The sequence below is a fragment of the Qipengyuania proteolytica genome (genome assembly GCF_019711565.1).
Taxonomy (GTDB): domain Bacteria; phylum Pseudomonadota; class Alphaproteobacteria; order Sphingomonadales; family Sphingomonadaceae; genus Qipengyuania; species Qipengyuania proteolytica.
In genome coordinates this window covers 1-20065 of sequence record NZ_JAIGNN010000001.1, presented here as the reverse complement: position 1 = coordinate 20065, position 20065 = coordinate 1, and the positions used below count along the sequence as shown (strand labels likewise).

General features: G+C 60.9%; 16 protein-coding genes. 4 read left to right on the top strand and 12 right to left on the bottom strand.

Annotated elements, in window-relative coordinates; translation table 11 throughout:
- Window positions 1-551: 551 nt before the first annotated feature.
- On the bottom strand, window positions 552-773 hold the full coding sequence (locus K3172_RS00080; protein ID WP_050599527.1) for a hypothetical protein: 222 nt from the start codon (window positions 771-773) through the stop codon (window positions 552-554).
- Window positions 774-1119: 346 nt separating this feature from the next.
- Between K3172_RS00080 and K3172_RS00075 the strand changes: the two genes are divergently transcribed.
- Window positions 1120-1386: a DUF6437 family protein gene (locus K3172_RS00075; protein ID WP_221586459.1), complete on the top strand. Its 267-nt coding sequence runs from the start codon at window positions 1120-1122 to the stop codon at window positions 1384-1386.
- Between the two features lie 67 nt (window positions 1387-1453).
- Here K3172_RS00075 and K3172_RS00070 read toward each other — a convergent pair whose 3' ends face one another.
- The 10 genes from K3172_RS00070 to K3172_RS00025 form a co-directional block, all read right to left on the bottom strand.
- Window positions 1454-1852 carry a single-stranded DNA-binding protein gene (locus K3172_RS00070; protein WP_221586458.1) on the bottom strand — a complete coding sequence of 133 codons (399 nt, stop codon included), beginning with the start codon at window positions 1850-1852 and terminating at the stop codon, window positions 1454-1456.
- 268 nt (window positions 1853-2120) lie between these two features.
- Window positions 2121-2390, bottom strand: coding sequence for a hypothetical protein (locus tag K3172_RS00065; protein ID WP_221586457.1), 270 nt, complete (start codon window positions 2388-2390; stop codon window positions 2121-2123).
- 70 nt (window positions 2391-2460) lie between these two features.
- Window positions 2461-3396, bottom strand: coding sequence for a DUF2493 domain-containing protein (locus K3172_RS00060; protein WP_221586456.1), 936 nt, complete (start codon window positions 3394-3396; stop codon window positions 2461-2463).
- Window positions 3397-3615: 219 nt separating this feature from the next.
- Entirely contained in the window at window positions 3616-4056 is a 441-nt protein-coding gene (locus K3172_RS00055) for a hypothetical protein (RefSeq protein ID WP_221586455.1), read from the bottom strand.
- A gap of 11 nt (window positions 4057-4067) precedes the next feature.
- The gene (locus K3172_RS00050) at window positions 4068-4997 is read right to left on the bottom strand and encodes an ArdC family protein (protein ID WP_221586454.1); all 930 of its coding nucleotides are present in this window, start codon (window positions 4995-4997) and stop codon (window positions 4068-4070) included.
- A 208-nt stretch (window positions 4998-5205) separates the two neighbouring features.
- Window positions 5206-8472: a DEAD/DEAH box helicase gene (locus K3172_RS00045; RefSeq protein WP_221586453.1), complete on the bottom strand. Its 3267-nt coding sequence runs from the start codon at window positions 8470-8472 to the stop codon at window positions 5206-5208.
- Window positions 8469-9266: a hypothetical protein gene (locus tag K3172_RS15405; protein WP_247717874.1), complete on the bottom strand. Its 798-nt coding sequence runs from the start codon at window positions 9264-9266 to the stop codon at window positions 8469-8471. Before K3172_RS15405 ends, K3172_RS00045 begins: the two co-directional genes overlap by 4 nt.
- Before the next feature lie 340 nt (window positions 9267-9606).
- A complete protein-coding gene (locus tag K3172_RS00035; RefSeq protein WP_221586451.1) occupies window positions 9607-11598 on the bottom strand; it encodes a ParB/RepB/Spo0J family partition protein in 1992 nt (663 codons plus the stop codon).
- 104 nt (window positions 11599-11702) lie between these two features.
- A complete protein-coding gene (locus tag K3172_RS00030) occupies window positions 11703-15950 on the bottom strand; it encodes a strawberry notch family protein (protein ID WP_221586450.1) in 4248 nt (1415 codons plus the stop codon).
- A 74-nt stretch (window positions 15951-16024) separates the two neighbouring features.
- Entirely contained in the window at window positions 16025-16933 is a 909-nt protein-coding gene (locus tag K3172_RS00025) for a DUF7146 domain-containing protein (protein ID WP_221586448.1), read from the bottom strand.
- Between the two features lie 138 nt (window positions 16934-17071).
- Between K3172_RS00025 and K3172_RS00020 the strand changes: the two genes are divergently transcribed.
- The 3 genes from K3172_RS00020 (at window position 17072) to K3172_RS00010 (ending at window position 18457) form a co-directional block, all read left to right on the top strand.
- On the top strand, window positions 17072-17656 hold the full coding sequence (locus K3172_RS00020; protein WP_221586447.1) for a lytic transglycosylase domain-containing protein: 585 nt from the start codon (window positions 17072-17074) through the stop codon (window positions 17654-17656).
- A gap of 64 nt (window positions 17657-17720) precedes the next feature.
- The gene (locus K3172_RS15400) at window positions 17721-18272 is read left to right on the top strand and encodes a thermonuclease family protein (protein ID WP_345725556.1); all 552 of its coding nucleotides are present in this window, start codon (window positions 17721-17723) and stop codon (window positions 18270-18272) included.
- Window positions 18263-18457: a DUF6961 family protein gene (locus K3172_RS00010; protein WP_221586446.1), complete on the top strand. Its 195-nt coding sequence runs from the start codon at window positions 18263-18265 to the stop codon at window positions 18455-18457. Before K3172_RS15400 ends, K3172_RS00010 begins: the two co-directional genes overlap by 10 nt.
- A gap of 136 nt (window positions 18458-18593) precedes the next feature.
- On the opposite strand, the gene K3172_RS00005 is transcribed toward K3172_RS00010, so the two are convergent.
- A complete protein-coding gene (locus tag K3172_RS00005; RefSeq protein ID WP_221586444.1) occupies window positions 18594-19817 on the bottom strand; it encodes a tyrosine-type recombinase/integrase in 1224 nt (407 codons plus the stop codon).
- Window positions 19818-20065: the final 248 nt, after the last annotated feature.

Sequence of the window (20065 nt, the reverse complement as noted above, 5' to 3'; positions counted from 1 at the left end):
CGCCCAAAACCACATTCTTCAGCAATAACAGAGAGATAAATCCCGAAATCGCGGGGTAGGGTGTGCTCCTTTGTTCCCAGGTGCGCGACGTGGTCCAGGCAATAAGCGGGATTGATCAAGGACGACCTTTTCCGATCTCCACGTTGGAGCGCGAGCAACCGGGCCTGGCGCCTGATCGCATGCAGATAGAAAGCAGTTCGATGCCTCCAGCCAATGACAGCACCTGCGAAAGAGGCAGCGGCCAAGGGCGCGTGGGAAGCAAGACAAGCGGAACATGTCGCGTGCCCAAGCTTCCCGCCGCCCGACCCGGTGCCGGTTCGCAAGTGCGCGCGGGGCCCAAGAACAAATCACGTCGCACCCTTAGGAGCGCATCGCAAGATGCGCGGGACAGAGTGCGTCCACAGCCCCGCTCCATTTATCGGGCGCCGCCGCACTGCGGTGGGCGGCCGTCAGAGCAACCGACCGAACAGGGTTCTTGTCCTTGGTTAGACTAGCCGGTGAACAAGAAAAAAGGGCAGGAACCGTTCCCGGTTCCCGCCCTGTCGGTAGTCTCAGAATTCGTCGAGCATGCCGCCATGGACCGTGTGGACCACCCGCGCTGCGAGATGCGCTGGCAAGATGTTGTAGTCACCCTCGTCGAGGGCAAAATACCCGAGTTCGTCATCCTCGATAACGTGCTGATCGAAGAAGCTGTGCAGCGCTCTCTTCTCGGCTGTTTCCAGAGCCTCGAAATAACTCCGGGACGGAAGGGCGCAATGCATTGAATAGGCCATGATAATCCTCCTGATTTCTGTCGTGAGACGACAGGAGGTGCGCGCGATGGTCTTGTGCATCCCGGGTCAGGGATCGCCCGGCTGGGCGACCGCGATAGCGGCGGTGGGGGTAACGATTTTGTTCGCTGCCGGATGCAATCCGGTGGCGGGCAAAATGGTGGGGCCCCGCCGTCCTTGAGGCGGGAGGCGCAAGGCCATCATGCTGGGAGAACCGTGAGCCAGGACCCACCACCTCCGCCCCAATATCGAACGCCTGCTGGGTGCGAATTGCCTTTCCTACACCCCGATGTCCCGGGCATGGAAGCAATCGGGGAGCAGATCCGAGGGGGACGAAAGGACAAGACACATGCCCCGAAACAGGAGCGCGATTGCAGCCCTGCAAAAGCTCGAAGCAGACCGCGAGGCGCTCGACGCCAAACAGCGCGAGCTCGAAGTACAAGCGGCCAGAGAACTCGGAGAAATCATCCTGGGAAGCGGCCTCGAGAGCTTCTCGAAGAAGGGCCTGAGGAAGGTTGCCGAAGAACTCGGGAAACTCAGCGAGGATGCCGCGATCGAGAAGCTGATCGGGCGCGCTGCAACCCGTGCTTCGAATGCTGCGCCGGGAACCCAGTAACCACAGAAGAAGAGGCCCTGCCGCTTGCGGCAGAGCCTCTTCGAAAGGGGGACGACCGGCATCGATGTCAGTCGATATCGGGAGCGTCGGTGTTGTCGTTGTCGTCGCCGGAACCACTACCGCGAGAGAGGAAGTCGACCTTGTCGGCGAGGATTTCGGTGCCGTAGCGCGTGACCCCGTCCTTGTCCTCCCACTGGGTGTAGTGGATGCGGCCCTGGACCGATACCAGCTGGCCCTTGGAGCAATACTGCCCGACGGTCTTGGCGAGGCCGTTGAAGCAGGTCACCCGGTGGAACTCGCTTTCCTTGGCGGTGTAGCCGTTCTCGTCCTTGTAGGTCTTGCCGTCCTTGTCGCGTGCGGGGCGATCGGTGACGACGGTGATCCCGGTGATATTGGTGCCGCCCTTGGTCTCGCGGGTATCCGGATCGCGAGCGATGCGGCCGGTGAGGATTGCGATATTGGTCATGGTGTAAGTCCTTCGGTTCCTCAAACCGGAGACCATCTCCGGCTTGCGAACATCCAGAAGAAGCAGGGCATGGGAGGACTGCACCGCAGGAGCGAAGCTCCAAGGGAAACCTGTTCATGACGAGTGGTGCGGGCAGGCGCGCGAAGCGCGACCACACGGCCGGAAAGGAACGGGTTGCTGTCCTCAGCTGACCTGGTTCAGGACTGTTCGCGAAGAAAGCCGGATGAGTATCGGGTGCGGGTCTGAAGGTGCCAAGACCCTACTGCAATCAGCCTGCTCCATCGCCTTGCGATGCCGCCAGTAGATCCATGAAGTTGCGGGCTGCTTCCCGGTCTTCCTCGTTTTCGAACGCCACATCGAGATCGGGGGCGGACCCGAACATGTGCAGGAACGACCACAGTGCAAAGCGCTTGCCCCGGTCCTCCTCGAGGCCGAGATCGACCCGGCAATGCTCGATGCCAGCTGACAACGTGTCGGGGGCAACCCCGGAGAGGTCGGTGGTGGCAAAGTACCGCTGCAGCAGATCGTCAAGTTGCATGACCGGTCCATAGTCGGGTCTGCGCCGAATGCACATCCGGGCAATGCAGTTGCAATTTGTAAAGGCCCCCTCAGGACCCGGGAGAGGTGCCCAAGAGGCCGCGGCGATCGACCACGGTGATCCGGCGTGCCTTGGCATCGATCACGAGCCGTTCGGTCACGCCATTGCCCGGAAAGGCGACGACATAGCGCGGATTGAGCGAAAGCATTTGCTCGTTGCGCTTGAACCCGGCGCGAGCACCAAGCCGACGATCAAGCGAGTAGGTCAGTTGCTGCACTTCGCGGCGTTCAGCCCAACTCGCTGCCAGGCGATCGGCTCCCTTGCCGTCGCCGCCATGGACCAGGAAGAGATCGGGAACCACATCGCGAACCTTGTCGAGCGTCGCCCAGATATTGTCGGCGTAGACACGCGCATCCTGGGCGCTCTCAAAGCTTTGTCGACCACCGGCGAAGACGATTGGAGTTCCCTCCGGGATAAGGGCGTGACGGCGGTTCTCAGCGCGTGCGCGAAGGAAATCGCGGGCATCGATCACGGCCGATGTGAGGTTTCGCGAATGGCTCGTGCGCGAGCCGGAAACGGGCTTCCACGAGGAACCGGTCTCGTCGCGGTAGAGCGCTGCCGCAGCCTCGCGCATCTGCTCGAAGGCCAACATGCTGGCTTCGGCGGCCTGTGCACGTTCGACCTGCTCTTCCAGATTGCTCGAGTGCACTTCGGAGCCATCGGCTGATGCGAGGAGGACCCGGATCTCGTCGCTGGCCCGGTCGAGGTGAGCGGACTTCCGGCTGGCGGCACGGTGAAAGAGATTGACCACGCCCCAGGCAATGTCCTCGGCATCAGCTTCCAGTGCCGTGTCGGAAAACATCGCGAAGAGGTCGGACCATACGGCGCCAAGCGTCTGCTCGATCGCGTCCTCGCAGGGAAAATCGGTTTCGTTGAAGGGAGCTGGCCTGATGCTGAGGCCTGAAAGGTCAAGGCCGCTCAATTGATCGATGAAGCTGTCGTACATGGGGTGTCTCCTGATCGTGCGGACAAGGAGAGGAGGCACCATTGCCTCGGCCTTGTCCGCCGGAGCCCGATCAGGGCCGGGACAAGGGGCGTGACGCACCGCGTAGCGGGAAACCTGCGGCCCTAGGCTGGCGCGGGCAACACGGGCCGACGGGCCGCAGGTTGCGGCGTGCCCCGACCGGCCCAAGGGCCTCTCCCGGCGGTCAGGGACGAGGCAGGATCAGGACCCGGTGTCGCAGGTGGATCGGGAGCGCTCGAAGATCGCTTCACCATTCGAGAACCGCCCGACCAGGCGCAGCTCACCATACAGGTCGATGAACTTTCCTGACACCTGTCCAAGCCAGTGCCGTGCTCTTGCAGTTCGTGGGGTGTAGAAATCGGCCTCCCAGTACCGGGCATCGTCGCGCTCGACGAGCCAGATCGCGGCAAGGCCGCAATAGGTCGAAATACCGCAATCGGCGAAGGCGTTGCGTAAGAGGATACGATCTTCGCGGCCGCGCCATCCTTCGAAGCGTTCAAAGGAAGGAAAGGCCGCTTTCGCGGTATCGATGATCTCGTCGACTAGGCACTCGTATGCCCAGTCGACATCTTCGTCTTCGCCGTCATCAAGCAGGCGAAAGGCAACCACGGAGCCAGTTGGATAGCTGACGGAACGTCCCATCTCACTGCTCCTCAGGCTGCATCAGCGAGATCGACATCGGTCTCGCCTTCGCTTGATTGGTATCCGCCCAGTCCAAGCAGCAGGCCGGCCGCTTCCTCGGCCTTGGCCGCAGCTGTGAGGATCGCGCGCTCGTCCGATTTGAGGATCTTGAGCCAGGACGCGATGTAGCTCGCGTGATGGTCAAGGTGGGTAACGGGAAGGCCCAGTTCGGCCCCGAGAATGGCCGAGGAAAGCTCGGCGATCAATTCTTCGGCAGCATAGGCGTCGCTACCGAAGCGGTTCTTGAGATCGCGGTCGAGCCGCGAGGAATGCCCCGTCCAGTGCGACAGCTCGTGTGCGAGCGTCGCGTAGTAGTGGTCGTAGGCGTCGAAGAGTTCGGCTGGCGGCATGGTGACCCGGTCGCGCAGCGGCTCATAGTAGGCCTGCGCGCCATGGTGGCGCAGCTCTGCGCCGATGTGGGCGAAGAAAGCATCGAGCCGCTCTTCACGTCCTTCGGGCTCAAGCGCGGCAACCAGCGGCTTGGGATGGTAGAATGCAGGGAGGCCATCGCACTGGTCGGCGTTGAACACGGCGTAGGCCTTAAGCACGCGCCGGCTTTTGATGTCAGCTTCGCCTTCGGCGTTCTCGACCTCCTTGGTGTAGCTCTTGTAGAAAATCGCGATGGTCGATTTCTCACCCTTGCGGACCTGTCCGCCGAGCGCCTGACACTGGCGATAGGTCATCCAGTAAGGCGAAGCGTAGCCGCAGCCATCGGCCACCATCCACAACCAGAAAGTGTTCATGCCGCGATAGGGCGTTCCGCAGGAGCGCAACGGCCGCGAAACCGGCACACCGCGCCACGGCTTGATCCAGGGCTTGGTGCCTTGCTCGAGCTTTCCGATGATGGCGGCGGTGATACGCTGAGCCGGCGATATCGAAGCAGTGCGGCGGGACTTGGTCATGGGAGTTCTCCTGATCGCCGGGACGAACGGAAATGCCCCGGCTCAGGAAAAGCAAAGCTCCCTCCTCTCTCCTTCAATGATGGCCGTTATGCGCCCTAATCCAAGACATACGCAGGGATGGTCTCAATTGCTTGAAGCAGACGTTGAAGAGATAGATGAATAATTCGGTCGAATAGGTACGCTAATCTCATCCGCGATGCTGACCGTCTTACTCAGCCTCCCCTGACAACACCTCCCATACGCGCTTGTAGCCATCGCCGCTTAGCGGTGCGCTTTCGGGTCTCGCTCTAGCCCAGTCCTTTGATCCGAGCTGTTTGAGAAAGCCTCTTGCCTTGCCAACTGAGAAACTGCTCTCGTCCCCGGCAGTCACATTTTTGTAGAGGTCGCCAAGCGCTTCTGCCGCGCTTCTCGGTGCGGCATTCATGCGCATCAAGACGGCCTCTTCGGTGCGAACACCGTGATAGATCATGGCAGGGAGAGCATTGATACGGCGGCGCTCGGCATCGGAAAGTGCGTCGAAATCCATGCCCGAAACACGGCTGAGGGCAGAAACACCCCAAGTCCCGTTATTCACGATCGCGCGGTAGATCGCTTTGCAAGCGTCCGTGATTGCAGCGGTTCCCGATTCATCATCACGGGCACGCGTAAAGTATTCCTTGGCAATGGCGTCGATGCCTTTCCCATTCACCCAGTCGCGCGTGATGTCTGACAATCTCGTCTGGTCGAAGCCGTCGCCGCCGATTTCGTCGAGTGGCTCCCTCAGTTGCGGAACCTTGAGCATAACGCCGAACAGATCTGCAATCTTTCCGCCGTCACCGAATAGACTATCAGGCGTCCAGTCTGACGGAGTGAGCCGATCTTCTAGGCCCGCCATTCCTGACATCGCACGGGCGACACCTTCGGGTGAGAAGCCTGTCGAGTCCGCAAGTTCTGCATATCCGGGATTGTCGGCAAGCTTTCTCGCATATGTCTTGGTGGCATCAAGAAGGGCATCTGCCTTTTCACGTTGCGCCGGGTCATTGCGCATCGTGGTGTAGCCATAAGTCTGCCGCAATAGCTGTTCGGTGTCGGCCAGAACGTCGTCGAGATTCTTCTTTTCAGCCCAAAGATGGGCGACGTAGCAGCGAAAATCTTCCCATTGATCCTGCCACAACACATCGGAGAGTTCATTGAGCTGCCCTTGAGCCGCCAAGTCATCAATCAGCGTCACCAAACGTGAGACAAGAGCTCCGGTATTGCGGCTCACAAAAGATTTGAGGGCGTCAGGTTCCGAGCCCTCGGCAAGACCGACGACGCCGACGCTATCATGGCCGATCCGTCCCGCGCGCCCTGCAAGGTTCCAGAATTCCCTCGGGGCCATCTCATGCCCGTACGGGTACTTATGGGTCTGTAGGAAAACAGAAGAGACAGGAAAATTGATGCCCTGGGCGATCGTTGTGGTGGCGCAGAGCATTCTCAGGCTGCCGTTTTCGGCGAGCCATTCCATTAAGGCGCGGACATCATCAGACAGTCCTGCATGGTGAACACCAACACCGCGCTCCAGCAAGCTTACGAGCTGGAAGTCGGGACTGATCTCACTGCGCAGGAAGTCTTGAACGAGGCGGATATCATCGGGAACCGCTTGGAAAGCCGCCAGACTCTCCGCCGCCTCTCGGGCCATCGTCCACACCGTCGGGATGTTATTGGCGACGGTGACACTGGTGCCCCGCGCTGACATGATGGTGCCCATCGCAGCGGTTTGGAGTGCCAAGCCCTTTTGCTCGCCCTTGCTTAGAACCTTGCTCTTGGGAACATTGATCGGCTTCACACTGCCGACACGATGCTCACCATGCAACGGCATCGCTTTGGGCGTGGCCGTCAAGGTCTCGAATTCGAGGTGCCAGCCAGCCCTTTCGCTATTGTCTTCGACGGCACGATAAAGGCCGATGATCCTCTCATTGGGCTTCCAGGCTGTCGTCCCGAAACTGATTGCCTGACCTGCGTTGATATCTTGTGCGAGCCATCGGGCTATAGTGTCCGCCCCGTCAACGAAGGGCATGAGCATCAGGAAATTGGCTGTCGGACAATCTCGTTTGACAGTCGCCAGCAAGAGCTCGATGCGAAGACCGCGTCCCTCTGACTCGATGTTGTGCGCTTCGTCCATCACGACAAGCGCAAGCGGTCGCAAGACCTTCTTGTTTCTTATCAGGAGGGAGAGCTTCTCGGGAGTGGCAACGAGAACGTGGAACGGTTGCTGGGTATCGGAGAGAAGCTCCTCTTCAAAGGCATCGACTTCAATCGCTGCGGTAAGCTGTTCGACCCGCAAACCGATAGGCTCGAAGTCCTTACGCAAGCGCCGCGTGATCTGGGCAGAAAGCGCGCGCGTGGGGGCCACATAGGCGACCCAACCATCGTCCGCATTGAACTGGTTGAGTGCTTGCAACATTCTGAACTGGGCAAGCAGCGTCTTGCCGCCCGATGTCGGCATATCAACCACGATTGCAGTCTTCGCCTGATCGAGTAGCCCCTTCTCGAGCAAGGCAGCGCGTTGAGGTGGCAAGAGCTCGAACATTGCCTGATGCCCTCGATGGGTCAGCGAATGAACGAACTTCGAGGTCTTGGAGTTGACCGTGCGGGTCGCCCACCAAAGCGAATTTGTCACCATGATACGGGCGGTCGCGTGTAACCAGCGCAGCACGATCTCATGCTGCGCGTCACTCGAAGCGACGGCAGCCTTGATGGCCGCATCAAAATGTTTGTCGAGCCCCGCAAACGGATTCACGGGTTCCCCTTGGAGCATATAATGGGCGACAATTTCGGTGCCCTTGGCCCAATGGTAAAGCGCAGCGAGACGCAGTGCGATCGAACGGTCTTCTGCCTCGGAACCGTTCTTCAAACGTCCCGCTTCGAACCGTTTCTGATCGTCGCGGAGCCCAGCAATAATCTCACGAATTCGGTCAAGATCATCCCAGCCATTCTTGCGGAACAAGCGGACCCAGCAATGGAACAATCGATAGAGCAAACGGCGATCCCATTGAACGTCGGCCACGCTCGGAGCGGACAGTGCCGCGTCGTTGTCCTTGTACCAGCGACGTAAATCGGACCAGCGGTCACCGCAGTAGGCGAGCGCAGAAAGTTGAAGCACGAAAAAAAGGCGGTCATTCGCCTCCTTTGGCACGGGCATCAAACGGCGGATTTCGAACGCCTTGTAAGAGGCTGATATGGCTTGGTCGCGCAAAACACGGTTTTCGCCCGCCGGACGGCTAAGTTCGTCCAGCCCTTCAATAGCAGCCATTTCGTATGCGAGAGCGATCCGCTCAAGGAACGGTTCGTCATCCTTCTCAACCGCGAAGGAGAAGGTGATTTGTGTCCCCACTGCGCGATAGGCAAGCCGCTCGTTAACGAGCCGATCAGCACGCTCCAGTGCTTCTTCGCCAATGGCACTAACGGCCCAGTGGTTTCCCAAGGATGCAAAGGCTTCGGCAGATAGACTCATGCCTCGCCTACCTTCCGCTGCGCAATCAAGGCCGTCCCTAGACCTTCGATACGCCCTTTCGGCAGATAAAGCGCGATCAACTCGATGCGCGTCCCCTCTGGACAATCCTTTCCTAGCTTCACAACGCGGACCCGCACATCATCAACGTGGGCATCCACATCTCGGATGAGGACGCCATAGAGCTGCACATCCGACTTGTTCTGTAAGTATCGACGGCTCGCGGCCTCAAAGCGCGGACGCCAAGGCGCGGCGTTGGCACGGTGGCAAAGATACCTGAGAAGGTCATCGCGAATGTCGTCACGATCACGAAGGTCTTCGAGCTGCTGCTTCAAACCAGTGCGACCGTACATCGCGCCAGGCGGATGCTTGTCTTCGGTAGATGTCTTGACTTCGCCGAAAGCAAGAACATCACCATCATCATCGGTCCGAAAACCTACCAAGTCAGCTCCAGGAAGACTGGAGCCACTCTTGCGCTCATCACGAGAATCCGGCCAAGGGAATTCGCAATCGCGATGATCGGTCAGATACGCCTCGGCAATGGCTTCGCCGACACGCCAATCTTCAATTTCGTCGGGCTCTGCGAGTATGTCCCGCAGGCCATCCTGAGCGAATTCCGTCTCGGCGAGCCCGCTTAAGATCGCTTCAATGTCGGCTTTTCCGTCCTCATCGAACACAATGTCCGAGACGCGATCTGCCAGTGCACTATCGAGTTCGTCAGCGGACCAGATTAGCCCCTGAGCTGTGCAAGGGACTTTGCCGTGAGTATAAGTGGTTTCGCCTGCCGCAACAGCCATGAATGCCCGCCCCTATCTTCTCAGACAGGTCCCCAACGAGCTTTGCGACATGGTTGGAGGCTCGACGCCCGAAATCGACATGATCGAAATCTATGAATGACACGCCAAATTCTTTCAAGGCCTCAAAGTCCCTGCTGTTATCTCCGTCCGCATACGGCGGCGGCTCCGTGACGCTATCGAAAAGCAGATGGCAACAATGAGCTTTAAGGCGGTCCGGTTCGGCTGACTGACGAGCAAAGAGCGGACCGTCCGTTGCTGGCCCCAAATTTGATATAAAAAAGGCGGCCCGTCCCAAGTGGGACGGACCGCCCGCCGAGTGACCTGGACCTGTCAGGAGGGGTCAGGCAGCCTGCTCGGCAATCTCATCGGCCACCTGGCCGCTGACCGTTTCGTCGGCGAGGTCATCAACCGACGCAGCTTCCTCGACATCGGCTGGAACGTCAGCATCAGTGAACCGCATGATCGAAGGCACCCAGGCCTGTGCCCGCTCCTTGATATCGGCCTCGCCAATGAAGTTGCCCGAGAAGATGCGCTCGGCAGCGCTCGCCAGTTCGGCCTTCTTCGAGGCCGCATAGCGACTGACCAGTTCCGGACCACCCGCAGCATCGAGCGCCTCGAGCGTGCGGGCTTTGGCCACACGATCGAAGTAGTTGGCCGCCGTGGGACGCCACCAATGCGCGGTCTCGATGTCGAGCAGTGAGCCGAGCGCCTCGTGCAGCGGCACCGAGCGCTCGCCTTCGCAGGCAAGGCTCGCGACAAGCGTGCGAGAGACCACGTGGCCAAGCCAAGCCGAGCGCGCCTCGTCAGACAAAGCCCGGAACCTCGCAAACCGCTCGACGTCGTCTTCGCCAGCACGCCAGCTTTCATCGAGCGATCCTGCGAACTCGGCCATAGCAGCACTTGCCGGGGCATCCTTGGCCTCGAACCCGGTGACCGGGCCGGACGCGACCGAGCCGGCGAGAGTCGACGCTTTCTTGGCGCGCCAGTCATGCCCATCGGCATCGGCGAGCGTGAAGACCATGAAGTCGAGCGCCAGTGCCGGGTCATTGGCGAGATGGATTGCCAGGATGTCGCGGCGTTGCATTGCGAGCTCGTCGAGCAAGCGCTGGGAGAGAGAGCTGCCCTTGGGCTTCGCGGTTCCGCTGTCCTCGATTGCTTCGACCACACCTTCGTCAGCGATGACTTCGGTCTCGGTGTAGAACTGCGGAACAAGCGAAGGCTCGCCATTGCGCGAGAGGACTAGGAAGGCACCGGCTTCGGCTTTGAGTCCATCGGCCAGCACCGGCGGACGATCGGTGAGGTCTCGCATGGCACGATTGATCGCCACGAGTTCCTCTTCGGCCTTGGCCACTTCATCTTCGTCGCTGTCCTCGTCTTCAAGAATGGCGGCGACACGGTCGTAATCGGCTTCGAGTTCCCCCAGCTCCTGCGCTTCCATTTCGGTCATCGGTGCAGGCTCGCAAGGCAAGCGACCCAGGCCTTCGACAAGGTCATGGCTGACGTAGTTGCCAAGTGTTGGGCGCACCCATGCCAGGCCGAATTCAATCGCGACCTTTTCTGCGGCTTCTGCCATGGCCTTGTGTGCGAGGTCCTCGAGCAGCGCGACATCGATCCAGCTCTCGCTGGCATCATCGTCGAACAGTTCGCGCTCGATCCGGCCGCCTGCGACGAGGTAGGCATCGCGTCCGACAAGCACGGCACGCGGATCGGAACCACGCACCGTGGCATCGAGCACCATGCGGCGGATCGTGTCGGGCGTGACCTGGTACCAGGCGTCCTGCAGCTCGGCATAGACATGCGCCTGGCGCTCCACGTCGGAAATCGCGCCGTAGGCCTTGGCCATGTCGAGCGTGATCGAGGCTTCGGCGAGTGCTTGGAAGACGCAGGGTGCGAGACTTGCCAAACGCAGGCGTCCTTCGACGAAGCGGACGGTGAGGCCGAAGCGGCGCGCCACGTCTTCGGGGGTAGCCCCCGCCTCGATGATGGAAGCAAAGGCCTGCGCCTCGTCGGCCGGGTTCATTGCGAGACGCTGGAAATTCTCGGCAAGGCTGGCTTCGCGCACTTCGCTTTCTTCGCCTTCGATGACGAGGCACGTGGCCTCGTGGTTCTCGGGCAAGGCGCCATCTTCGGCCAGCGCCTGCAGTGCAGCGAGCCGGCGACCGCCGGCCTCGACCTCGAACTTGCCGCGCTTTCCTTTGCGCACGACGAGGTTCTGCAGCAGGCCGCGCGCGGCGATGTCTGCCCGCAGTTGAAGGTCGGCCAGTACGTCGCTCGACTTGCGAACGTTGCGCGGGCTCGGGACGAGCTTCTTCAAGGGAATCGACTGGATCATGGGTGTTCTCCTGATGGAATGAAGGCGCAGGTGAGGATCACGAGGCCCACAAGCCCAAAGGGCTCCCTCCACTCTCATTCTGAGATTGGGGTCTGCCCGAGGGATCAGGCGGCAAGCGCGGGGAGAACCGACGAGGCATTCGACACCGGGACGAACAGGCGCGTGCGGTAGCGGATGATCTCGGTGAAGCAGCCTCTGCCCTTGTACCAGTCGAGCCGATCGGGCGAGAACCCGGTCAGTTCAAGGCGCTGTTCGCCGCCGACCAGCGATCGCTTGACGGTCAAGGCATCGTGGCTTGCGAGGCCCAGCGGCTTGCCGCTGGCGATGACGAGCTCACCGATCTGGTCCGGCGCCGGACCGGTAACTCCGGAGAGGCCAAAGGTCTCAGCGATCGCAGCGAGATCGATATCGAGCACTTCGCGGCCGATAATCGACTGGCCGTCCTCGGCAACGAGCCGGGTAACCCGAACATGATCGCCGGGGAGGCGCTTCCAGACCGGAAGCAGCAGTCCGGTGGCGAGATGGACGCGCTCGGTGACCGGTGATTTGGCCGCCTCTTCTTCCTCGGTCCGCCAGGCGCTGGTGAACGCAGTGACGCCAATTTCTTCCCAGTGGCTTTCACCGAGTGCCTCAAGCGTCCAATTCGCGGACTTGAGCGGTCGCAGCAGGCGCCGACGTTCGATGACTTCCCCGTCGTCAGCAATAAGACGCCGGGCTGGAACCGACAGCGCGACCTTGCCCGAGCGCGTATTGCGCATCGGGATTGCGTGCGGGCTGCCCATCTCGTGCATCCGAACGAGGCGCTGGAAGCGCAGAGGCCGAAGATGCCTTGTCACTTCGAGCGAGACGAGACGTGTTTCTGCTCCGGTCACGGGATCGGTGCGCAGGAGTTGATCGGAGAGGACCGTGAAGCGATCGACCCTGACGGTTTCCAGTCCCTGGTCGAGCGTTCCGGCCTCGCGCGCGGCTTCGATCCGCGCTTCGACGAGGCCGAGATATTCGTCGAATATGGCGTTCTGGAGCGCGATCGGCAGCGCGAGGATGCGGTTCAGCCAGCGCTGGATCGTGGGGAGATTGTCGGTCAGCCCGCCATCGGGGTTTTCGAGCCGGAGGCCGGTGCGCTCGACGAAGTTGCCGAATGTGGTCGCTTCGAGCTTGCCGTCATAGAGCAGCTGGAACCAGCGGCTGAGCGCGTCGCGCGCATAGTCGCTTTCGAGATTGTCGGCGGGGTCGAACAGGTTCTGCCCGCCGGTCTGGCGCTGGCCGCGGGTCAGCGCGCCAAGGGCATCGAGCCTTCGCGCAATGGTGGATATGAACCGGCGCTCGCCCTTCACATCGGTGGTTGTCGGCCGGAACAGCGGAGCCGAGGCCTGGTTGGTGCGGTTCGTACGACCGAGACCCTGGATCGCGTTGTCGGCGCGCCATCCCGGCTCGAGCAGGAAGTGAACCCGGCGCTGCTGGTTCCGGCAGCCAAGGTCGGCATGGTAGGAACGCCCCGTGCCGCCCGCGTCCGAGAACACCAGGATGCGCTTGGTTCCTTCCATGAAGCTTTGGGCTTCGGCAACATTGGCGCTGGGGCTACGCCGTTCGAGGCGCTGCTCACCATCGCGGCCCTGGACCAGCCTCCGGGTCCGGCCCGTGACTTCGGCGACGGCGTCGGTTCCAAAGTGCTCGATAATCGCATCGAGCGCAGTGGCGATGGGCGGCAGTGCGCAGAGCTGTTCGATCAGCGCATCGCGCGCAGCCATGGCGCGCGGGCAGAAAACGGGATTGCCCTCTCCGTCGCTCATCGCCTCGGAGCGAAGATTGCCGTCGTCGTCGGCGAAGACCTGCATCAATCGTACCGGGAAGCTCTTCGCAAGATAGTCGATGACGTATTCACGCGGGGACAGATCGATATCGAGAGCTTCGCGTTCTTCCACGGTAAGGTCGGCAAGGCGCCGGTCGAGCATGGCCTCGGCGGTCGAAACCAGCTGCACGACAACCGAATGCTCTTCGCCAAGCGCTACTTCCATCGCGGGGATCAGGCTCGGCAATTTCATCGAAAGCAGGAGCTGGGCAAAGAAGCGCTGCTTGGTGCCTTCGAAGATCGATAGCGCCGCAGCCTTGGCATTGCGGTTGAGCGTGTCACCGCTGTCCTCGTCGACCACGCGGGTTGCTTCCAGCGCAGCTTCGAGGTTGCGGTGAATGATCGCCCAGGCATCGGCATAGGCATCGTAGATCCGAACCTGTGCGTCGGTCAGGCTATGTTCGAGGATCTCGTACTCCACCCCGGCGAAGGACAGCGCACGGGCAAGGTAGAGTCCCTGGGCCTTAAGGTCGCGGGCGACGAGCTCCATCGCCGCGACGCCGCCCGCGCGGATCTCGGTCATGAAGGCTTCGTGGGTCGGGAAAGCGGTCTCGGGTCCCCACAGGCCGAGCCGGGAGGTGTAACCGAGGTTGGCGATATCCGAAGCGCCAGTGGCAGACGCGTAGAGCACGCGAGCGCGCGGGAGATGATTCTGCAGCCTGAGGCCCGCCATCCCTTGTTCGGAGCCCTTGACCTTGCCGCGGATTGAAGAGCCCCCGAGCGCATTAGCCATCGCATGGGCTTCGTCGAAAGCGATCACGCCGTCGAAATCCTCGCCCGCCCAGGCAAGGATTTGTTCGAGCCGCGTATCCTCGGCGCGTCCCGAGCGCAGCGTCGGATAGGTGACGAAGAGAATGCCTTCGGACATCGTCACGGGGTGGCCGAGTTTCCAGCGCGAGAGCGGCTGGAGATCGAGCGGCAGCCCGCCAAGCGCTTCCCAGTCGCGGCGTGCATCTTCGAGCAGCGCCTCGTTCTTGGTGATCCAGACATGTTTGCGCTCGCTTGCGAGCCAGCGATCCATGATGACCGCGGCGATCTGCCGTCCTTTGCCCGCTCCGGTTCCGTCGCCGAGGAAGAAGCCTTGGCGGTAGGAGTGTCCGTCCTCGGAGAGTTCTAGCGAGGTGTCTTCCTGGCTCACCTTGAACTGACCCGGAAGATCGCGCGCAAATGCCTGGGCAGCGTAGACCAGTGTCTCGCATTGCGCTTCGGACAGCAGGCCATCGGCCTGCCAACATGCGGGAAGGCGCGGGCAAACATCGGGCTGCGGTGCCGCGACCGAACCCATGGCGACCGATTCCACGAGCGGGGTGGGATGGACCGGAGCATCTTCGAAGGCGATGCGGCTGGGCCGGTAAGGCAGGTAGATGCCTGCCTGTTCGGGCACAGGCGCGGCGTCGGCGAGGACCGAATAGGCAAGGTCGATCGCATTCGCCGTGGCTGCTGGTGTCGCGGCGAACGGCGCCACCGGCCGCACCGGCGCGCTTTGGGCAGAAGTCTTGCCAACGAGGCGCACTGGCTTGCCGAGCGGCAGGCGATGGATGTTGGCGGAGGTCTGTACGCGGGGCGGAAGCGCAGTGATAAGCTCGTGGAGCGAGATGAGGTCGGCAGTATCTCCGGTGATCGCAGGCGAGGACGCAGTCGGCGTCTTGTCGAACACAACCAGGCGAACAGCGATCCCCGTCCCTGTCCGGCGAAACATCTGCTGCAGGCGAACATCGAGGAGCAGCGATGCTTCGTCCTGTTCCTTGGCGAAGGTGAAGGCGTCGAAGCCTTCAGGCATAATGGCGACGATCCTCGCCCGATTAGCAGCGGCCCGGATTGCACCACGTAGGTGACGCATAGCGGTCTCACCGTCCTTGCCGCGTTCCAGGCTGTGAGCGAACGGCGGGTTCATCAGCACGGCAGACGGAACAGGGCCGCGAAGCAAGTCGGCGATCAGTTCCCCGTCATGCGAAGTGATGGTGGCCGTGGGGAAGACGTGGGCCAGACCGTCTCGTCTTGCCGAATCGATCTCGTTGAGGAGCAGCGAAGCATTCTGGAGGCAACCCCAGAGAGCAAGGGCACCATTGCCTGCGGACGGTTCCAGGAGCGTGTCTTGCGCGCAGACAGCTGCGGCCTTCGCCATCAGCCAGGCCAGCATTGGCGGAGTCGAGAACTGCTGGAGCTCGACCTGTGCTTCGCTGCGAACGTGCCGCGGCGGCAAGGCTGCTTCGAGCCAGTCGAACCGCGCTTCGGCTTCGTGTACATTCGTCGCCAGATCGATCCGTGGGGACTCTCGAAGCCAGAGTAGTGCGCCGATTTCGACCGCGCTGTTGTAGTCGTCGATCGTCCAGGCACCTCCCCAGTCCAGAACACCGGTCTCTTCGGCGAACAGCCCGGAAATGTCGGTACGGGTAAGATGACGACCCGAAGCAAGAAGCGCGGCAACTCGGGTGCCAATGGCATAGGCCAAGGGCATGGACGGCAACTGCTCGCCGGCGGGAAACAGGTCTGATTGAAACATGGCAATTCGTCCTCCTGATGGGGCATCGGGACACGCCCTCTGCCGGATCAGGAATTCGAGAAGCCCTCTCTCCTCTACCGCGCCGCTTTGCGGCGCAGCCATGCTGTAAGTTCATCGTTCCAGTCGGTGTCGCGTGAGGATGGTTTGCGAACGTGGATCGCCCTCCCTTCGCGGGCATAAGCGGCCAGGCCACGCGACGCGGCCAGCTCGCCGCCAGCATCGTGATCGACGAAGAGGTGAAGCTCGGTCACGCTCTCAGGCACGCTGACGAGGCCAAAGCGCTCATTGCCCAGGGTTGCCCAGACGGGGATGCCGGTAAGAGCATAGGCCGACATCGCGCTTTCGATGCCCTCGGCAAGTCCGAGCTTGCCGGAGGCCGGAGCTAGCAGGCGAACAGCAGCTTCACCGAGCGCGCCGAGCGCGCGCTTCGGTTTGTCGAATTCGGCCTTGGCATTGCCCGAAAGGAACGTGCGATGGACGGCGATCGGCCCCTCGTCGAGGCTGACCGCCGCAATCATGGCCGGCAAAAAGCGGGTGCGTCCCTTCGGACCAAGCGGCGTTCGTGGATGGAAGCGAAGAGCCGGAGATGCGGCGAGGATGCCGCGGCTCTCCAGATAAGCCTTTGCCGGACTGGCACGCAGTGGCTGTGCATCGCGCCAGATCCTCAGCGCTGCCGCCGAGGGTTTGCGGGTGCTGGTCGATCCGGGTTCGTTGGTGGTCGCAGAACCTGAAAAAAGCGCCGGTGCCTCGAAACCTTCACGCGCCAGAGCAGCCAGCACGCTCTGCTGATCGCATCCCGCGAAACAGTGAAAGAGGATGGCCTGTCGGCCGAGCGACACACCGAGTGACGGCGTGCGGTCATCATGCGCAGGGCAACAGGCCATGCCCTTTGTGCCGGACCATTTGCCCCCTCGCAATTCGCAGATGCGACGGGCGGTCTCGGCAAGCGACTGGTTGGGATGAGTTTGGACAGACAAGGACATGCGAGCTCCTCGGCATGCAAAGTGGCCCCCTCATCAGCGTTCCTCTTCTCTCCCGAAGGCAGGCATTCACAGGTTTCCTACAGGAGTATGTTCTATTTATGTTCCATTGCGATTCGAATCAATGGAGCACTAATCGAGATGACCTCTCTCAATCGTCTGACCGCGTTAGCGGTTGCCTGCCTGGGGATGATCGCGACCTCCTCTCAGCAAGTGCGCGCCCAGGATTTCACCTTGTTCGAGCACGCGATCGTTCCGCCGAAGACGGACCAGCAGCCGGCAAGGGAATATCTGCCTGCAATCTACCAGGCCGAGCCAGCAAATGTATCCTACCGGGAAGGACTGTATATGGCGGCGATAGCCAAGGCTGAGCGCCGTTACGGGCTTCCGACCAACCTGCTTCGGGCTCTTATCTGGGCTGAGTCCCGCTTCAATCCGATGGCTGTGAGTCCAGCCGGTGCTGCCGGGCTGGCGCAGCTTATGCCGGCCACGGCGCGAGAACTGGGCGTCCGGAACCGTCATGACCCTCTTGCATCGATCGACGGTGGCGCCAGGTACCTTCGCGATATGTTGGACCGGTTCGACGCGGTCCACCTGGCCTTGGCTGCTTACAATGCGGGCCCAGGTGCCGTCTCCCGATCACGCGGCATTCCCAGCAACGGTGAAACACCGCAATATGTCCGGTCCGTGTTGGGACGTTGGCAAGCAATTGGTACGTACAATTGACGAAACTGCCTGATTTCCAGCTATTGTCTGAAATCATGTGCCGGAATGAAGACGGACAACGCTAGTGAATGAGACCCCCGGTGAGCCGTTCGACTTTCGCAAGGCGTTGAAAGCACAAAAACGCCGGAAGCTGAGAAAGGAGATCGCATTGGGTTTGGGAGCATTCGCGATCGTATTTGCTGGAGGGGTGCTGGCACTCAACTGGCCAGTCCATGATGCCAGCCTTGCTAACGACGATCAGCAGCCTCAGGCTTTATTCCAGCAAGCGAGCTCCCCGCAATTCGACATCTGCGGATCCATCCGGCGCACATGCGTCGTGGATGGAGATACTTTCTGGCTTGATGGCGTGAAGATCCGCATTGCCGACATCGACACTCCCGAGATTAGCGAGCCTCGTTGCGACTATGAATACCAGCTCGGCATGCGTGCGACGTACCGCCTTGTCGAATTGCTCAATGACGGGCCCTTTGAACTGAGGACTATCGGGAGCAGAGATGAGGATCAGTACGGTCGCAAATTGCGGGTTGTAACGCGCGGCGGCCGCTCGCTTGGCGATCAGCTGGTCAGCGAAGGGCTGGCGCGGACCTGGACCGGGAGACGTGAGCCATGGTGCTGAACCGCGATCAGGAATTGTGGGCCGTCGCACTCTGGGTCGAAAAGAACCATGGCGAAGAGGGAACCGCTTATATCGCGCAGCAAATCCAGCGGCTATCCAACGAAGAGGACGAGGCAGGCATAGCAACGTGGAAGACTGTTGCTGAGCGCTTCGATCAACTTAGCTGCCAAAGCTCTACGAACTGAGGCTCGGCACGATGCGGAATTGGCTTCGGATCTGGGGCATCAGAATTGAGTTCGCCGTGCTGGCGTCAGTGTCCCTGATAGGGCTGAACCTGAGCCTTCAATCCTGCATTGGCTGAGAAGAAATTCGATCTCCCGATCAACCCTTCGCAAACTTCCCCATGATGACCTTTCCTCCTGTCCGCAGCTCATCGAGGTAGTCGCTCCACCATTGAGCCATGCGCACGCGCTCGTCCCAATGCTTGCCGCGATGGTAGATGCCACGCACAACATTGCTGTCGCCATGTGCCAGGGCACGCTCGATTGCATCCGGATTCCAAAGTCCCGACTCGTTCAGGAATGTCGATGCTGTCGCACGGAGTCCGTGCGCGGTGACTTCTTCTTTCGAGTATCCCATGCGACGGAATGCGGCATTGAGCGTGTTTTCACTCATGGGACGCTTGGAGCTGCGCGCAGATGGGAAAACATATCCTTCGCGGCCGAGCATCTCGGCCAGATCAGTGAGATAGCCTCTAACCTGCTTGGAAAGCGGGACGGCATGCGCTCGGCGCGCTTTCATTTTACCGGCAGGGATCTTCCAGACCCCATCGACGAGGTCGATCTCATGCCATTCGGCGTGCCGGAGTTCGCCGGGGCGTACGAACACATGCGGCGCTATCTGCAATGCTAACTTCGTCACCATGTAGCCAGTGAAGTCGTCGATTGCGCGCAGCAGCCCGCCTAGCTCGGTGGGCTCGAGGATTGCTGCATAATGCGTGGCTCTCGGCGTTACGAGAGCGCCCTTCAGCATACTGGTCGGATCGGATTTGCAGCGGGTGGTAGCAACACCGTAGCGAAACACGCGGCCTGCGAACGAGCGGCATTTCTTCGCAGTCTCGTGCTTACCGGTGGCTTCCAGCCGTTTGAGGGGAGCCAGGACTTCGAACGGCTCGATCTCGTTGATGGGTCGGTTCCCGATGGCAGGCGCAAGCTTGTCGAGGAAATAATTGGCCTTGACGATCGTGCCATCGGCACGGCCATTCTGGACCATCATCTGTTCAATATACTCACGTGCGACTGCCTCGAACGTCTGTGCAGAAAGGAACTCGGCGCGGATTTTCCGCTTCCGCTTCTCAAAGGCCGGGTCGCCCCCTGAAGCAACAGCTCGTCGTGCCTCGTAGGCTTCGTCTCGCGCTTGCTTGAGACTGATGTCTGGATAGCTGCCGATGCAGAGCTTCTTTTGCGCGCCGCCGATCCGGTATCGGAATCGCCAAAGTTTGCCGCCGGTCGGCGTGACCTCAACATATAGGCCGCGCTCATCGGTTACCTTGTACGGCTTATCCTTGGGCTTGAGTGCGCGGAGGCGAGTATCTGTTAGCGGCATGTGGGGGCCTTTTCATCTGGGCCTTTGCGAAACGGCCTCAAAAGGCCCACAAAAGTGTCTGGAACCCCCAAGAACAGGCGGGACGATCCGGAACGATCCAAGGGCCAAATCCCCAGGATTTCTGCGGGTTTTATAGATTATTTGGGAGAACGTGAGAAGAACAAATGGTGCCCAGAAGAGGCACCGAACCCTGACGCTCTTGTTTATGCCGCATTGGCCATCTTCACCTTGATGCGGTGGACGGTCCC

Coding starts and splice junctions, on each gene's coding strand:
- K3172_RS00005 (WP_221586444.1), bottom strand. CDS start 19,817: ATGCCGCTAACAGATACTCGCCTCCGCGCACTCAAGCCCAAGGATAAG.
- K3172_RS00025 (WP_221586448.1), bottom strand. CDS start 16,933: ATGTCCTTGTCTGTCCAAACTCATCCCAACCAGTCGCTTGCCGAGACC.
- K3172_RS00080 (WP_050599527.1), bottom strand. CDS start 773: ATGGCCTATTCAATGCATTGCGCCCTTCCGTCCCGGAGTTATTTCGAG.
- K3172_RS00075 (WP_221586459.1), top strand. CDS start 1,120: ATGCCCCGAAACAGGAGCGCGATTGCAGCCCTGCAAAAGCTCGAAGCA.
- K3172_RS00030 (WP_221586450.1), bottom strand. CDS start 15,950: ATGTTTCAATCAGACCTGTTTCCCGCCGGCGAGCAGTTGCCGTCCATG.
- K3172_RS15405 (WP_247717874.1), bottom strand. CDS start 9,266: ATGGCTGTTGCGGCAGGCGAAACCACTTATACTCACGGCAAAGTCCCT.
- K3172_RS00010 (WP_221586446.1), top strand. CDS start 18,263: ATGGTGCTGAACCGCGATCAGGAATTGTGGGCCGTCGCACTCTGGGTC.
- K3172_RS00065 (WP_221586457.1), bottom strand. CDS start 2,390: ATGCAACTTGACGATCTGCTGCAGCGGTACTTTGCCACCACCGACCTC.
- K3172_RS00055 (WP_221586455.1), bottom strand. CDS start 4,056: ATGGGACGTTCCGTCAGCTATCCAACTGGCTCCGTGGTTGCCTTTCGC.
- K3172_RS00070 (WP_221586458.1), bottom strand. CDS start 1,852: ATGACCAATATCGCAATCCTCACCGGCCGCATCGCTCGCGATCCGGAT.
- K3172_RS00050 (WP_221586454.1), bottom strand. CDS start 4,997: ATGACCAAGTCCCGCCGCACTGCTTCGATATCGCCGGCTCAGCGTATC.
- K3172_RS00035 (WP_221586451.1), bottom strand. CDS start 11,598: ATGATCCAGTCGATTCCCTTGAAGAAGCTCGTCCCGAGCCCGCGCAAC.
- K3172_RS00020 (WP_221586447.1), top strand. CDS start 17,072: ATGACCTCTCTCAATCGTCTGACCGCGTTAGCGGTTGCCTGCCTGGGG.
- K3172_RS00045 (WP_221586453.1), bottom strand. CDS start 8,472: ATGAGTCTATCTGCCGAAGCCTTTGCATCCTTGGGAAACCACTGGGCC.
- K3172_RS00060 (WP_221586456.1), bottom strand. CDS start 3,396: ATGTACGACAGCTTCATCGATCAATTGAGCGGCCTTGACCTTTCAGGC.